This is a genomic window from Micromonospora sp. NPDC003241, from assembly GCF_053589795.1.
The window spans coordinates 142902-157668 of the sequence record NZ_JBSFSO010000005.1 but is presented as its reverse complement, the minus strand read 5'-3'; the positions used below and the strand labels follow the sequence as shown (position 1 = coordinate 157668).

The following is a 14767-nucleotide window of genomic DNA, read 5'->3' as shown; positions in this document are numbered from 1 at the left end:
GGGCCGGCGGTCAGCCGCCGGTCACCACCACCAGCGGTTGGTCGTCGTGCAGGCCGGCGACAGTGACCCGGATGGCGGACCGACCGGCACGGACCCGCTCGACGTCCACCCGGACCAGCGCCCCGGTCGCGTCGGCGTAGTGCGCCACGTCCGGCTGGCTCCAGGACACCGTGCCGGTTATCGCCGGTCCGGCGGTCCGGGCCGGGACGGTCGGATCGAGTCGGGTCAGGTCGACCAGCAGTGCCCGGTCCTGTTCGCCGACGCGCCCGTTGACCAGCAGCCACCGCCCGTCCGGGGAGACCGCACCGAGGCCGTCGCCCTCGATCGTGGGGCCGCAGGCCGGGGGCTCGGGTGGGCGAAGGTCCACCGGGTCGAGCAGGGTCAGGCAGGCGTCCTCGGTCGGCTCGGCGGGCACCTCGCCGACCAGGCGTCCGTCCGGCAGCGCGCCGAAGATCCGCTGGCTGGTCCGGTCCGTGCCCTCGTCGAGCGGGCCCGGCCGCAGCGGCCAGAGCACGTGTCCGGGGAGGGCGGGGTCGAGTCGTACCAGCACCGCGTCGTCGACGAACCGCAGCGGTACGGCCGTGGCCGGCGCGTCGGCGCGTACGGTGCCGGTCAGTTCACCGTCCACGATGCCGGCGGCGGCCAACACCCGGTCCTGCTTCCAGGCGACCTGCCGGCCGGACCGGTCGAGGACGATCTCGTCGGCGCCCGCCAGCAGTGCCCGGGCGGTCCCGTCGGCAGCCACCGCCCACAGCGACCGCCCGGACAGCGACGGTTCGCCGACGGCCAGCCAGCCCCGCCCGTCGGTGAGACGGTGTACGCGCTCCACCGCACCGATCCCGATCAGGGTCACCCGGCGACCCTGCGCGGTGGCGATCGTCCGGTTGACCAGCAGATCGACCTCGGCCAGCGGAGTCTCGGTGCTCGGGCCGGTCGGCGGGAGGCTGGTGCGGAACGTGTCCGGCGCCGGGTACGGGTCCGCGATCACCACCGTGTCGGCGCCGTGCGGCGGACGGTCGTCACCCAGTTGCATCGCACCGGCGCTGACCAGCACGATCGCGGACGCGGCCAGGCTCATCCCGGCCACCACACGGCGACGCTGAACGCGGGTGGCCCGGCGGAGCACCGCACTCGCCGGGTCGTGCGGGGCGCGCGGGGTCGCCACCTGCCGGGAGAACGTCTCCCGGACGGCGCGCTCCAACTCGTCCTGCGACATGCTGACGAGACGATCCGGAGTCCCGCTCTGGTTGTCACGACCTCCGGAAACGGTGTTCACCGGTGCTCACCGACCAGGGCGTCGTCCGGTTGCCGCAGTCGCTCCGCCGCCTCGGGCGGTGCCTCGGGCGGCGCCCCGGGTCGCAGGGCCGGGACCTGCGTGTCGGGTCGGCCGGTCGGAGGCGGTGTGTCGGCTCTCGCGGCCGGAGGCGGTGCGTCGACGCCGGTGGCCGGGCGAGGGCGAGCGGTCGACGTGGAGCGGGCGGCCGGGCGACCGCTCCGACGGGCGGCCGGCGTCGGCGTGGCCGCTGATGCGGGAGGGGTCGCCGGTGCGCCGGGGAGGGTGACCGCCTCCTCCGCACCGAGCCGCCGCCGCAGAGTGGCCAGGGCCCGCGAGGTCTGGCTCTTGACGGTGCCCGGTGAGATCTCCAGCAGGGCGGCGGTCTGTGCCTCCGACATGTCCTCGTAGTAGCGCAGCACCAGCACCGCGCGCTGCCGGGCGGGCAGCGCGCGGAGGTGCCGCCAGAGCACGTCGCGGTCGAGTTGCTGCTCGATCGCGTCGGCGGCGGCACGCTCCGGCAGCACCTCGGTCGGTCGTTCGCCGTGCCAGCGGCGCCGCCACCAGCTCGTAGACGTGTTGACCATGACGCGCCGGGCGTACGGCTCGATGGCCTCGATGCCGCCGAGGCGTTTCCAGGCCAGGTACGTCTTGGTCAGCGCGGTCTGGAGCAGGTCCTCGGCGGTGCCCCAGTCGCCGGTGAGCAGGTACGCGGTGCGCAGCAGCGCGGCGGAACGGGCCGTGACGAAGTCACGGAACTCGTCCTCCAACGGATTGCTGCCGCCCACGCGCCACCCCCGAACTGATCCTGCTCGGCAGCCTGCCACGACCCGGGGTAGCGGGTCGAGGGCGAAAGGTGCGCGGTGACTCCGATGTTCGGTCGGAAAGTTTCAGGCGCCGTCGTCGGCCTTGGCCTCGTCCTGCTCCTTGCCCAACCGCGCCTCGACCGCCTGCGGCTCGTACATCTCCTCGACCACACGCAGGTAGAGCTCGTTGGGGTTGGGCAGGTTCTTGACCTCGCGCAGCGCCTGCTCCTGACCGGCCGACTCCAGCACGAAGGTGCCGTAGTTGAGCGCCCGCCCGGCCGGCGTCTGCTCGTACTTCATGTCGGTGACCCGGACCAGCGGCATCATCGCGACGCGCCGGGTGATGATGCCGTTGACGACCATCACCCGCTTGTTGGTCAGGATGAACCGGTCGTACCACCAGTCGGCGACCTTCCAGGCCACCCAGCCCATCACACCGAACCAGAGGAGTACGGCGATCGTGGTGAGCGCGCCGACGTTCTGCCCGGCGAGGAAGCCGGAGAGGTAGCCGAGCACGAAGGTGGCGGCGATCCCGATCAGGATCGGGGTGACGAGGTGGATCCAGTGCCGCTTCCACTCGCCCCGGTAACGCTCGGTCGGGAAGAGATAGCGGGCGACCAGTGAGCTGGGTTCGTCCTCCAGCGGCAGCACCCGTCGGGGTGTCATGCCACTGGCGTCGGAGCGCAGCCCGGCCAGTTCCTCCTCGGAGATCTGCGGGGGCTGGTAGCCGCCCTCGGGATCTCGTACCCAGGCTCGCTCGGAGCGTGCCTCCCCGGCGTAGGCCGGGCCGTCGCCGTAGCCGGCGTCGTCGGAGAAGGCGGGCCCGTCGGAGAGCCGCGCACCGGACCCGAAGCCCGGACCGTCGTCAGGATCGATCCGGGGTATCGGCTCGGTGTCGCGTTCCCGGCGCGCCCGGTCCGGGTCGTCGGGGTCGAAGGGTGGGCCGGAGGGGCTTCCCATCGTGGGCTAGGCGACCAGGCTGGTGAAGAAGTCGCCGAAGCCTTGAGCGATATCCATGATCCCGCCGCCCAAAGACTTGAACACGTCCGCGGCAGAATTTGGCCGGTAGGCGACGAAGAAGATCAAGAAAGCGATACCGGCCCAGGTGAGGACCTTCTTGACCATGGCGGGCCATCCTCTCGCACGGCGCCGGGTTCCAGTTACCGCAGCGGCACCCAGAGTATCAGCGTGGTGTCTTACCGTGAATATCTGCGTCCGTTCTCCGACATTCCGGGGGGCCGTCAGGCCTTCCCGTGCAGGTACGGAGATGGTGCGCCGTACACGAGTTCGGGCGGCGTCCACTCGACCAGGTCGTGCAAGACCACGTCCTCGGCGAGCAGATGCCCCGCACTCGCCGGCCAGGCTATCGCATACAGCCACATTCCCCGAGCCTCGCCGGCGTACGCGCTTCGATCTGTCAGCGAACTCACGAGCCACAGTGGAGTGGGATGACCGCCCACCCGGATTCCCGCGCGCCCGACATGACCGGGATGCCCGGGACCCGGCTCGGTCAACGCCTCCGCCAACTCGGGCCCGGCATCCGGACCGGGAACACCCGCGTACCTGGTGCCCAACCCGACGCCTGGCTCCTCGGCCACGAAGACCAGATCGGCCGGTCCACCACCGAGCGGCGCCGGGCCGGCACAGGCGACGGCGGTGGCGCGTACTCCGATCCGATCGTCGCCGGCCCACGCCACGCCGGTGGTGGTCCAGCCCGGAGGCAGCGGCCACGGGCACCACAGCGGGACCGGCGGTTGCTCCGGTTGCGCCACCGACTGGATGCGCTCCACCACGCTGGCCACGATCTCGGCGCCGATGTTCTCGGGTACGTGTAACGGCGCCACCGGCCCGCAGTCCGGGCAGCGCGACTCGGCGTGCATCAGGTCCGGTGCCCGCACGGACCCCCCACATCTGGGACAACTCACCGCAACAGTCACCACTCCACCGTCGCCCCGTCCGGGCGAGCCGTCAAGCGGAGCGGCACCTTTGCCCGGCGTGGCGCGTCGTCGAACCACCGCCGGGCGGGCCGCCGGAGTGCGCCCTGACGGCGGTTCGACCTGGCAGTGGTTCAGCCCGGCGGCGGTTCAGCCCGACAGCGGTTCAGCCCGGCGGCGGACCGGCGTGTGCGCGGATCCAGGCGTGCATGGCGATCCCGCTCGCCACGCCCGCGTTGATGGATCGCGTCGAGCCGTACTGGGCGATGGAGAAGAGCTGGTCGCAGGCGGCCCGTGCGGCGTCGGAGAGGCCGGGACCCTCCTGACCGAACAGCAGGACGCAGCGCCGGGGCAGCGTGGTGGTCTCCATCGGACGCGAGCCGGGCAGATTGTCGATGCCGACCAGCGACAGGTCCTGCCCGGCCGCCCAGCCGGCGAACTGCTCGATCGTCTCGTGGTGCCGTACGTGCTGGTAGCGGTCGGTCACCATGGCGCCGCGACGGTTCCACCGGCGGCGGCCGACGATGTGCACCTCGGCGGCGAGGAAGGCATTGGCGTTACGGACCACCGTGCCGATGTTGAAGTCGTGCTGCCAGTTCTCGATCGCCACGTGGAAGTCGTGTCGCCGCTCGTCCAGGTCGGCGACCACCGCCTCGCGCCGCCAGTACCGGTAGCGGTCGACCACGTTGCGCCGGTCGCCCTCGGCGAGCAGTTCCGGGTCGTAGCGGGGGTCGTCCGGCGGGTCGCCGGGCCACGGGCCCACGCCGACGTCGAGTTGCTCACCGGTCACGACCACGCAGGGTACGCGCGCCGCCGCGCCGGTTTCGGCGCGGCCCTGGCGCCCGGGCGAGGTCCGGGGATCAGCGCAGGGCGAGCGCGCCGCCGAGCCGGTCCAGGAAGCGGCGGTCGGCCGGAGCCAACGCCGCGTCCGGCACCACCGCCGACGCGGTACGGCACACCCGGGCACCCACCGACTGCACCCACTGCCGGTACGCCGCCGAGTCCGCCGGGTCGGCCCGCCGCTCCAGCACCCGCACCGCCGTCCGGCACGCCGCGAGCAGGTCCACGCCCTCGCCGGGGCCCACACTTGTCTCCAGCGCGCCGTCGTGGCGCGCGTAGATGGCGGCCACCACCGCCCGGATGAGATCGCTGTCGAAGACCCGGCCGGCCGCCACCGCGTCCAGACCGGCGAGGCCGGCGGCCACCGACGGGTACGCGTGTCCTGGACCGGACCGGGCGGCGACCACGATCACCCGGCCGGGCAGCCCGGTGAGCAACTCCCACTCGGTGGCGGAATAGCCCGCGGCGATCGTGACCTGCGCGCTGCGCTCGCTCATCTGCGGGACCTCCGACTCCGAGCATATGTGCCGGGTCGGTCCTGAGTCAGGAGGAAGGGCCGTTCTGCGGTGGCCGCGCCGGGTCGGACTCAGCGGTCAAAACCGGGGCCGGACGCAATGAGCGGCGGGGCCCTCCCCGGCACCCGCCGCCCACGCTCTGATGCTTCAAGATTCTGCCGTACGACCCTCCGACTGCACAGAGACCGGGATCACATTTATCTTTTCGTTACATTACCCAACGTGACCAAACATCCGCCCAGAAGGGATCTCCGCAGGTCGAATCGGTCCTCGTCAACGCCAAAGTTACCGTGTCGTAGCAGTAACTGGGCTTGATCTCCTTGGAACCGCTCCCATCACACCCGGTCACGCAATTGCGACGTGCATTTGCGATCTGCGGACGCACGACAAGACCGATGACAATCGATGCGGACAAAGGCTCCCAAGGCGGCCAGGACCGGGTTTTGGTGGCACCCCGGCGGGAATGCGTCGAGGTACGGTCGGGTTCCACCAGGCGTAGACGTTCCGCGTGATCGGAGAGATAGACATGGCAACCGTCGAGCTGACCACGGCTAACTTCGACCAGGTGACCGAGAGCGACGGCATCGTGCTGGTCGACTTCTGGGCCGAGTGGTGCGGTCCGTGCAAGCGGTTCGCCCCGGTCTACGAGCGCTCCTCGGACAAGCACCCGGAGATCACCTTCGGCAAGGTGGACACCGAGGCGCAGCAGAGCCTCGCCGCCAAGTTCGACATCCGCTCCATCCCGACGATCATGGCCATCCGCGACGGCGTGATCGTCTTCGCACAGCCCGGCGCGCTGCCCGAGTCGGCCCTGGAGAACCTCATCGAGCAGGTCCAGGCGCTCGACATGGACGACGTCCGCAAGAAGCTCGCCGAGCACAACCACTGACCTCCCCCGCCGACGGCCGGGCCCCGACACCGGGGCCCGGCCGTCGGTGCTTCTGCCCACCGCCACCGGCCCACTCGTCACATCTGCGACACAGGCCGGTCGACGGGAGCCGTACCAGGGCGTCCGTGCCGTATCTTCGGCACCCGATGGATGCGTTGACGAACCACGGCCGCGCGATCCGGGTGGCAGCGACCGCACTCGGCCTGACCCTCCTGCTCGCCGGCACGGCCTGGGGCGACGACGACCACTTCCCGTTCGGGCCCTTCCGGATGTACTCCACCTCGGACCCGGCCGACGCCGACGCCCCGGACACCCGGGTGGAGGGCGTGGACACCACCGGCACCGTGGTCGACCTCGGCGAGCGGGCGACCGGCATCCGCCGCGCCGAGATCGAGGGCCAGCAGGCCCAGTACGCCGCCGACCCGAGCAGACTGCGCGAGGTCGCCGACGCGTACGCCCGGCGTCAACCCGACGCGCCCCGGCTGACCGAGGTCCGGATCGTGATCCGGTGGCACGACATCACCGACCGCCGCCCCACCGGACTGTGGTCCGACGAGACGGTCGTGCGCTGGCAGGTGAACCCGTGATCCGCTGGCTGACCGAGGCGGTGCCCCGCGGCCGGGTGGCCGCCTTCCGCACCCTGGTCTACCTCTTCGTCGCCGCCGACCTGGTCGTCTTCACCCCCTGGGTACGCGCCAAGGTGGACGTGCCCGGCGACATGTACCAGCCGCTGTTCGTCGGCCGCCTCCTGCCGCTGCCCACGCCCAACCCGGCACTGGTCGGCATCGTCTTCTGGGCCCTGCTGGTGCTCGCCCTGGTCGCCGCCAGCGGACGGGCGCCCCGACTGCTCGGCTGGACGGTCTTCGCCCTCTACTTCCAGTGGATGATCGTCGCGATGAGCTACGGGAAGGTGGACCACGACCGGTTCGCCCTGCTCGTCGCGCTCGCGGTGCTACCGACCGCAGGCCGCGCCCGGCACGGGGACGCCACACCCACCGAGGCCGGCGGCTGGGCCCTGCGGGTCACCCAGATCGCCGTGATCTGCACCTACTTCCTCGCCGCCCTGGCCAAGTTCCGCTTCGGCGGCCTGGACTGGGCGACCGGCTCGGTGCTGGCCAAGGCGATCATCCGCCGGGGCACCGACCTGGCCGACCTGCTCGCACAGGTGCCCCACCTGCTGCTCGTGGCGCAGTTCGGCATCCTCGCCTTCGAGCTGCTCAGCCCGGCGATCTTCGTACTACCGGCACGCTGGCGGCACGCCATGGTCGGCTTCTTCTACTCGTTCCATCTGATCACCATCGCCACCATCACCATCTCCTTCGCGCCGCACCTGGTCGCCATGACCAGCTTCCTGCCGCTGGAGAAGGTCCGTCCGATCCTCCTGGCACGACGATTGATGGCGCGCCGGACCACGATCGATCGCGCCGCGCCGGACGTGGGGATCAGTACGCCACCGCCGCCGCGCGCCGGGACATCGCCGACGGCGTCCGGAACTCAGCCAGCCGACGGACCGTAGCGGCGGTCGCGCGCCCCGAGGCTCAACCCGCCGACGGACCGTAGAGGCGGTCGCGCGTCTCCTGGGGCAGGGAGCAGGCGGCCGTACCGCCGGGCATCCGGTGCCGGTTGCGGGCCACCCAGCGGTACGCCGGCCAGGCGACGGCGCGTACCGGCGGGAACCGCAGCCCGGCCCCGGCGATCCGCCAGAGTCGGCCGCTACCGGCCAGCAGCGCGGCGATGGCGTCCGGACCGGCGGCCCGGTGCCCGTCGGCGCCGACCCACTGCACCGCCTCCTCGCACTCGGCCTCGGTCAACCCGAGCCGATCCAGGTCGGCGAACTGCCAGGGCAGCACCGTCGCGCCGGTCGGAATCCGGCGCTCGATGAACTCGGCACAGCGGGTGCAGAACGCGCAGTCCCCGTCGTAGACGAAGGTCGACCTCTCCATACCTGCCATCCTGCCCCGCCACCGGCCCGTGCACACCACGGTGTCCGGTGCGCCACTTGCACCGGTGTCGTACGTGTGTTCGAATGACGGTCATGCGCTGGGACAACCTCGCCGCTCCCCCGGACGAGGGAGATCCCGGAAGGGCAGCGCCAGCGACGCCACCCCTGCCGCTGGCGCTGCCCGACGCGGTCGTGCGCACCTTCGACACCCCCGGCTTCGCCGGCATGACCTTCTACGAGGTACGCGCCAAGTCCATCCTGAACAAGGTCCCCGGCACCTCCCGCGTCCCGTTCGAGTGGACGATCAACCCGTACCGGGGATGCAGCCATGCCTGTTTATACTGTTTTGCCCGAAACACCCACACCTATCTGGACTTCGATGCCGGGGCGGACTTCGACCGGCAGGTGGTCGTCAAGGTCAACGCCGGTGAGTTGGTCCGGCGGGAGTTGGCCGCGCCGCGCTGGCGGGGCGCGCACCTGGCGATGGGCACCAACGTCGACTGCTACCAGCGGGCCGAGGGCCGATACCGCCTCATGCCACCGATCATCGAGGCGCTGCGCGACTTCGCGAACCCGTTCTCGATCCTCACCAAGGGCACGCTGATCCTGCGTGACCTGCCGCTGTTGCGGCGGGCGGCCGAGGTCACCCGGGTCGGCGTGTCGTTCTCGGTGGGCTTCGTCGACGAGCGGCTGTGGCGGTCGGTCGAGCCCGGCACCCCGAGCCCCCGGCGGCGACTCGACGCCGTACGCCAACTCGCCGACGCCGGCTTCGCGGTGGGGGTGCTGATGGCGCCGATCCTGCCCGGCCTCAGCGACTCCGACGAGTCGATAGACGCCACCGTGGCCGCGATCGCCGCCGCCGGTGCGGCCAGCGTGACGCCGCTCCCGCTGCACCTGCGTCCCGGCGCCCGCGAGTGGTACGCGCACTGGCTCTCCCGAGAGCATGCCGACCTGGTTCCCCGCTACCGGGAGCTGTACCGGGCGGGCGCCTACGCCCCGCAGTCCTACCAGCGGGAGCTGACCGCACGGGTTCGCATCGCCGCCCGGCGGTACGGGCTGCACCGGCCGGATCCCGGTGAGCACCGTCAGGTGGCCACACCGGTCCCGCCCGCCCCCGAACAGCTCAGCCTGCTCTGACGGCCCTTCGGGCACGGATAGAGTCGGCTGGTGCGTACCGCTCAGCAGATCCTCGCCGACTCCGCCGTGATCGCCGTCGTGGGCGCGTCCCGCGACCCGAGCAAGGCCGCGCACGCCGTACCGGCCGAGATGCAGCGGTACGGATGGCGGATCGTCCCGGTCAACCCGACCGCCGACGAGTTATTCGGCGAGCCGGTGTACCGCTCCCTGGCCGACATCCCGCACCCGGTCGACCTGGTCGATGTGTTCCGGCCGGCGGAGGACGCCGTCGAGGTGGTCCGCCAGGCGGTGGCGATCGGTGCCCCGGCGGTCTGGCTGCAGCTCGGCATCGTCTCCGCGCAGGCACGGGAGATCGCGGAGCAGGCCGGCATCGACTACGTCGAGGACCGCTGCCTGATCGTCGAGCGCGCCGCCGCCAGCCTGACCCGACTCACCTGACCTCGCTGCGCTGACCTCGCTGAGCCGACCCGGGTGGGCTGACCCGCTGCGCTGACCTCGCTGAGCCGACCCGCTGGGCTGACCCGGACGGGCTGACCTCGCTGGGGCGACCTGGATGGGCTGACCCGGCTGGTCGGTTCTGCAGGCCGATCCGGACGGAGCTGACCCGGACGGAGCTGACCCGGACGGGGCTGATCTGAACTGGGCGGAGTTGGGCTGTGCCGACCCGCTCAGCCGATACGGGGTCACGTCCGCGCTGGTGGGACGGCCGAGACGTCAGATGCGATCGGGCTGACTGACGTCGGATCCGGGAGGTGGCCCGACGACTGCCGTGCCGGGCACGGGCACTATCGAGCTGAGAGCGAAGACGGATCGCGCCGTCCAGCCCGCTGGTCGGCCAGAGCGGTGACCGCACAAACGACTCAGCTCGACAGCAAGCCCGGAGGACACCGTCGGGACAACCAACCGGAACGGCGACGGCACGGACGGCTCAGCTCGACAGCGAGCCCGGAGGACCACCGAGTCCGCCAGCCCGGAACGGCGACCGCACAGACGACTCAGCTCGACAGCCGCCCCGCAGGACACCGTCGGGACAACCAGGCCGGAACGGCGACCGCACGGACGGCTCAGCTCGACAGTGAGCCCGGAGGACACCCATGACACGGCCAGCCAGGAACGGCGACGGCACGAACGATCCGCTCGACAGCGATCCCCGGGGACGATCGGGGCGGCTGGGCGGGGCCGCCGAGGTGTCGCCCAAGCAATTCGGCGACTGCGCGACAGCGACCCCTTCCTGACAACCGTAGGGACAGGGTCCATCACTGCGGGTAACGTCGAGGGACGTGAGCCAGCCACCGGAGCCGGACCAGCCACCGTCGCCCTACGAGCCGCCGCCGGGCGGCCAACAGCCGCCGTACGGCCAGCCGGCAGGCGATCAGTACGGGCAGCCGACAGGGGATCAGTACGGCCAGCGTCAGGGCGACCCGTACGGCCCGCCCTCGGGTGAGCAGTATGGTCAGCCGGCCTACGGACAGCCGTCGTACGAGCATCCGGGGCAGCCGCCGCACGGGCCGCAGTGGGGGCAGCAGCCGCCGTACGCGCCGCAGGGCCCCTACGGGCAGTACGGACCGCCGTCACCGCAGCCGGGCGGAGGCGGAAGCGGCTATGGCGGTGGCGGTGGCGGCACCAACGTGCTCGCGATCCTGTCGCTGGTCTTCGCGTTCGTCTTCGCGCCGGCCGGCATCGCCCTCGGTCATCTGGCCAAGCGTCAACTCCGCACCAGCGGCGAGGACGGCGACCAGCTCGCCACCTGGGGGCTGGTGCTCAGCTACATCTTCACCGGCCTCTACCTGGTGGCGTGCTGCGGCTGGTTGGCTCTGGTCGTCTGGGCCGGATCGAGCGGCACAAACACCTGAACGCGGCCACCCGAACACCTGACCACGGCCACCCGAACACCTGACCACGGCCACCAGAGCACGCGAGCGCGGTCAGCGGAACTGCGACTCCCGCACGCTGTTGCCACCGTCGACCACCAGCATCTGCCCGGTTATGTACGACGCCGCCGGTGAGCAGAGGAAGGTGATGGCGGCGGCCACCTCGTCGGGGGTGCCGGGACGCCCGACCGGGGTCCCCAGACCTTGCTTGATCTCGGCCATCGTGGAGGCGGCGGTGTAGATGGTGCCGGGCGCGACCGCGTTGACGGTCACCCCGTCGGCGATCATCTCCATGGCCAGGGCCCGGGTCAGGCCCACCACGCCGGCCTTGGCCGCCGCGTACGCCGCCTCGGTGGGCAGGGCGTTGACCGGCCCGGCGGTGGCCGCCAGGTTCACGATGCGACCCCAGCCGCGTTCGGCCATCCCGCCGATGAAGGCCCGGCTGCACAGGAACGCGGTGGTCAGGTTCCGGTCAATCTCGGCCCGCCACTCCTCGTAGCTGAGCTGGGCGACCGGCCGCAGCACCTCCGGGCTCGCCCGGCTGGCCAGCCCGGCGTTGTTGACCAGGACCTCCACGTCGCCGAGCTGCTCGGCGACGGCGTCGGCCAGCGCGCCGACCTCCGACTCGTCGGTGAGGTCGGCGACGAAGCCGGTCACCCCGAGTTCGCCGGCCCGCTCGTGGATGCGCCGTGTGGTGGAGACGATCGCCACCCGGGCGCCGAGGTCGGTCAGCCGACGGGCGGTGGCGTACCCGATGCCGTCCGGGCTGCCGGCCCCCGTCACCAGGGCGACCTTGCCGTCCAGCCGCATGGTCACCGGCTCGGGCAGCGGTGCCGGCGCGTCGTCGTCCGCCGCGTTCGGTGTGGCGACCGGGCGGGGGCGTCGGGCCACACCCGGCCGGCTCACGTCCCGCCTCGGTCTGCTGCCGGAACGGTCCGCCGCGCGCGCGTCAATCCCCATGCCGCGATCCTGCCTGCTGCCGCCGTGCCGGGCAACGCGCACCCGCTGTCGGGCGCGTCGCGGCCTACCCGGCGGTGGCTACCCTGACTGCCACCACATCGCGACGGAAGTGAGCCCGATGACACAGCCCCCACCGGCCGGTGGCTGGCCCGACCCCGCGTCGGCCGGTCAGCCTTCCGGGCCGCCGGTCGATCCTCTCCTGTCGGTCCCCTCGCAGCCCGCCGGGTACGACCCGTACCGGCCGGCCGATCCCTACCCGCCGATCGACCCGTACGCCGCGAAGTCCGACCTCCCGCCGGCTCCGGCGCAGTACCCGCCCGCCGGCTACCCGCCGCCGGTGCAGCCCGGCTACGGCTACGGCTACCCGCCGCGGAGCACCAACTCGCTGGCCCTGGTGGCCCTGATTCTCTCGTTGATCGGGATCGGCTCGTGCATCACCGCTCCGATCGGCGCGATCATGGGGCATGTGGCCATGCGCCAGATCCGGGAGACCGGTGAGGAGGGCGAGGGGATGGCGAAGGCGGCCATCATCGTCGGCTGGATCCTCACCGCCTTCATCGGGCTGGCGGTGCTCGCCTACGTGTCGATCTTCATCATCTGGGCCACCAGCGTGACCACCGTCTGAACAGGTCGGCCCGCCCCGGCCACGGCTCGGGGCGGGCGGCCGGTCCGACGGTCGTCGGATCGGTGGGAAAGTCGAGGTACAGCGAGATCGGCGATCACGGTAATCTCGTGCCGTGACCGGGGTGGATGGACCTGCGGATGATCTGACCGGCCGTCGACTCGTGCTGGTGACCGGAGCGAGTTCCGGGATCGGGTTGGCCGCCGCGATCGACCTGGCGCGTCGTGGTGACCGGCTGGTGCTCGTCGGGCGGGACCCGGCCCGGCTGCGGGCCGCCGCCGACGAGGTACGCGAGGCGTCCGGTGAGCGTCCCGAGACGTTCCGTGCCGACTTCGCGGCCCTGGACGACGTACGGCGGTTGGCGGAGCAGGTGCGGGCCGCGTACGACCGGATCGACGTGTTGGCCAACAACGCGGGTGCGATCGTGCTCCAGCCGATCACCACGGTCGACGGTTTCGAGCTGTCCATCCAGGCCAACCATCTGGCGCCGTTCCTGCTCAGCAACCTGTTGGCCGACCGGGTCGGGCGGATGGTGGTGACCGCCTCCGGCGCGCACCGCAGCGGCTCGCTGGACCCGGACGACCTGAACCGGCCGCTGCGGCGATACCGCCCGATGGGCGCGTACGGCACGAGCAAGCAGGCCAACATCCTGTTCACGGCCGAGGCGGCCCGGCGGTGGCCGGCGGTCGACTCGTACTGCTTCCATCCCGGTGTGGTGCGGACCCGGTTCGGCAGCGACAGCCGGCTGGTCGCGTTGGGGATGCGGTTGTTGCCGCTGCGCGGTCCGGTCAAGGGGGCGCAGACGCTGGTGTGGCTGGCCAACCAGGATCGGTCCCGCCTGATCAGCGGCGGCTACCACTTCGACTGCCGACCGCGCCGTCCGCTGCGCAAGGCGTCCGATCCGCAGCTCGCGGCCCGGCTCTGGGCGGCCAGCGCGGCAGCGGTCGGCCTGCCCGCCTAGCGGCTGGCCCGGCGGGCGGACCGGGCGCTGGTGAGCACCACCACGGCGACCCCGACCAGCAGCAGGAGCAGGCCGGGCACGCTGGACGCGGCGGGCAGCTGCCCCAGCCAGGCCCAGCCGAGCAGGGCGGCGCCGGGGGCCTCCAGCAGGATCAGCACGCTGACCGTGGTGGCCGGGATCCGTCGCAGCGCGAAGCTGAACATCGAGTGGCCGAGCAGTTGGGCCCCGGCGACCAGCGCGATCACGACGAGCCAGGTGCCGGTGTCGAAGCCACCCAACGGCACCCGGCCGACCAGGCAGACCACCAGCAGGACGAGTCCGCACACCGCGTAGCAGATGGTGGTGTAGGTGGCGGTGCTGACGGTGACCCGGGCCCGCTCGCCGAGCGCGGTGTAGATCGCCCCGAACAGGCCGCCGGCCAGGGCGAGCAGGTCACCGGCGAAGGCGGCGCCGGAGACGGTGAAGTCGGCGCCGGTGGCCAGGACCGCGCCGAGCACCGCCACCCCGATGCCGGCCCACACGCCCAGCGGCAGTCGGCGGCCCTGGAGGCGGGCGATCAGCCCCTGCCAGACCGGCTGGGTGGCGACCAGGGCGGTCGCGGCGGCGACCGTGGTGAGCTTCGCGCTCGGCATCCAGGTGGCGAAGTGTGCGGCCAGCGCGACCCCGGAGAGTACGCAGAAGACGCCCTGACGCCGGTTCGCGCCGGTCAGCAGGGAGCGGAACTCGGTCCGTCGACGGGTGAGCGCGTACGGGCTCAGCACGGCGACCGAGAGCACGTTGCGCCAGAAGGCGAGGGCCAGTGCGGGCGCGGCGGCGAACGCGATCAGCGGCGCGGACGAGGAGACGGCCACCACGGCGATGGCGAGTGCGCCGGTGGTCAGCAGGTCGACCGGGGGACGGTGTGGTTCGGGTGGCACGAGACGCAATCCTCACACGACCGCGATGACCACTTTCCGTCAGCGGTCCGTTACGATCATGCGCAGCCCGTCGGGACCCCCCTCACCCCGCCCGGAGGCG

18 protein-coding genes are annotated in these 14767 nt (G+C 72.0%); 8 read left to right on the top strand and 10 right to left on the bottom strand.

Annotated elements, in window-relative coordinates:
* Window positions 1-10 precede the first annotated feature (10 nt).
* From ACWDVW_RS06290 to ACWDVW_RS06260, 7 genes are all read right to left on the bottom strand, one after another.
* Window positions 11-1216: a hypothetical protein gene (locus tag ACWDVW_RS06290; RefSeq protein ID WP_449945463.1), complete on the bottom strand. Its 1206-nt coding sequence runs from the start codon at window positions 1214-1216 to the stop codon at window positions 11-13.
* A gap of 56 nt (window positions 1217-1272) precedes the next feature.
* On the bottom strand, window positions 1273-2061 hold the full coding sequence (locus ACWDVW_RS06285) for a SigE family RNA polymerase sigma factor (protein WP_449945461.1): 789 nt from the start codon (window positions 2059-2061) through the stop codon (window positions 1273-1275).
* A 102-nt stretch (window positions 2062-2163) separates the two neighbouring features.
* Window positions 2164-3039, bottom strand: a complete 876-nt coding sequence (locus ACWDVW_RS06280) for a PH domain-containing protein (protein ID WP_449945459.1) — start codon at window positions 3037-3039, stop codon at window positions 2164-2166.
* Between the two features lie 6 nt (window positions 3040-3045).
* The gene (locus ACWDVW_RS06275) at window positions 3046-3204 is read right to left on the bottom strand and encodes a hypothetical protein (protein WP_007455302.1); all 159 of its coding nucleotides are present in this window, start codon (window positions 3202-3204) and stop codon (window positions 3046-3048) included.
* 116 nt (window positions 3205-3320) lie between these two features.
* A complete protein-coding gene (locus ACWDVW_RS06270) occupies window positions 3321-4004 on the bottom strand; it encodes a DUF6758 family protein (RefSeq protein WP_449945594.1) in 684 nt (227 codons plus the stop codon).
* Between the two features lie 175 nt (window positions 4005-4179).
* A complete protein-coding gene (locus ACWDVW_RS06265) occupies window positions 4180-4803 on the bottom strand; it encodes a TrmH family RNA methyltransferase (protein ID WP_449945457.1) in 624 nt (207 codons plus the stop codon).
* Between the two features lie 70 nt (window positions 4804-4873).
* A complete protein-coding gene (locus tag ACWDVW_RS06260) occupies window positions 4874-5350 on the bottom strand; it encodes a hypothetical protein (protein ID WP_449945455.1) in 477 nt (158 codons plus the stop codon).
* Between the two features lie 544 nt (window positions 5351-5894).
* Between ACWDVW_RS06260 and trxA the strand changes: the two genes are divergently transcribed.
* From trxA to ACWDVW_RS06245, 3 genes are all read left to right on the top strand, one after another.
* Complete coding sequence (trxA, locus tag ACWDVW_RS06255) at window positions 5895-6257, top strand: thioredoxin (RefSeq protein ID WP_117228612.1); 363 nt, start codon at window positions 5895-5897, stop codon at window positions 6255-6257.
* 146 nt (window positions 6258-6403) lie between these two features.
* Window positions 6404-6844, top strand: a complete 441-nt coding sequence (locus tag ACWDVW_RS06250; protein ID WP_350695945.1) for a hypothetical protein — start codon at window positions 6404-6406, stop codon at window positions 6842-6844.
* Entirely contained in the window at window positions 6841-7773 is a 933-nt protein-coding gene (locus tag ACWDVW_RS06245; RefSeq protein WP_449945454.1) for an MFS transporter permease, read from the top strand. The genes ACWDVW_RS06250 and ACWDVW_RS06245 overlap by 4 nt, the downstream gene beginning before the upstream one ends.
* A gap of 22 nt (window positions 7774-7795) precedes the next feature.
* Here ACWDVW_RS06245 and ACWDVW_RS06240 read toward each other — a convergent pair whose 3' ends face one another.
* Complete coding sequence (locus ACWDVW_RS06240; RefSeq protein WP_449945453.1) at window positions 7796-8200, bottom strand: thiol-disulfide oxidoreductase DCC family protein; 405 nt, start codon at window positions 8198-8200, stop codon at window positions 7796-7798.
* Between the two features lie 92 nt (window positions 8201-8292).
* On the opposite strand from ACWDVW_RS06240, the gene ACWDVW_RS06235 reads away from it, so the two are divergent.
* The 3 genes from ACWDVW_RS06235 to ACWDVW_RS06225 all read left to right on the top strand — a co-directional run bounded on the left by ACWDVW_RS06235 (window position 8293) and on the right by ACWDVW_RS06225 (window position 11189).
* The gene (locus tag ACWDVW_RS06235) at window positions 8293-9336 is read left to right on the top strand and encodes an Rv2578c family radical SAM protein (RefSeq protein WP_449945451.1); all 1044 of its coding nucleotides are present in this window, start codon (window positions 8293-8295) and stop codon (window positions 9334-9336) included.
* Between the two features lie 30 nt (window positions 9337-9366).
* Window positions 9367-9774, top strand: coding sequence for a CoA-binding protein (locus tag ACWDVW_RS06230; protein ID WP_449945450.1), 408 nt, complete (start codon window positions 9367-9369; stop codon window positions 9772-9774).
* Between the two features lie 842 nt (window positions 9775-10616).
* Window positions 10617-11189: a DUF4190 domain-containing protein gene (locus tag ACWDVW_RS06225; protein WP_449945448.1), complete on the top strand. Its 573-nt coding sequence runs from the start codon at window positions 10617-10619 to the stop codon at window positions 11187-11189.
* A 72-nt stretch (window positions 11190-11261) separates the two neighbouring features.
* On the opposite strand, the gene ACWDVW_RS06220 is transcribed toward ACWDVW_RS06225, so the two are convergent.
* Entirely contained in the window at window positions 11262-12098 is an 837-nt protein-coding gene (locus ACWDVW_RS06220) for an SDR family NAD(P)-dependent oxidoreductase (protein WP_396741486.1), read from the bottom strand.
* Window positions 12099-12285: 187 nt separating this feature from the next.
* Between ACWDVW_RS06220 and ACWDVW_RS06215 the strand changes: the two genes are divergently transcribed.
* Together ACWDVW_RS06215 and ACWDVW_RS06210 are read left to right on the top strand one after the other, a co-directional pair.
* Entirely contained in the window at window positions 12286-12792 is a 507-nt protein-coding gene (locus tag ACWDVW_RS06215) for a DUF4190 domain-containing protein (RefSeq protein WP_449945447.1), read from the top strand.
* Window positions 12793-12904: 112 nt separating this feature from the next.
* Window positions 12905-13750, top strand: coding sequence for an SDR family NAD(P)-dependent oxidoreductase (locus ACWDVW_RS06210; protein ID WP_449945446.1), 846 nt, complete (start codon window positions 12905-12907; stop codon window positions 13748-13750).
* On the opposite strand, the gene ACWDVW_RS06205 is transcribed toward ACWDVW_RS06210, so the two are convergent.
* Window positions 13747-14667, bottom strand: a complete 921-nt coding sequence (locus ACWDVW_RS06205) for a DMT family transporter (RefSeq protein WP_449945444.1) — start codon at window positions 14665-14667, stop codon at window positions 13747-13749. The two genes, ACWDVW_RS06210 and ACWDVW_RS06205, sit on opposite strands and share 4 nt — an antisense overlap.
* Between the last annotated feature and the right edge of the window lie 100 nt (window positions 14668-14767).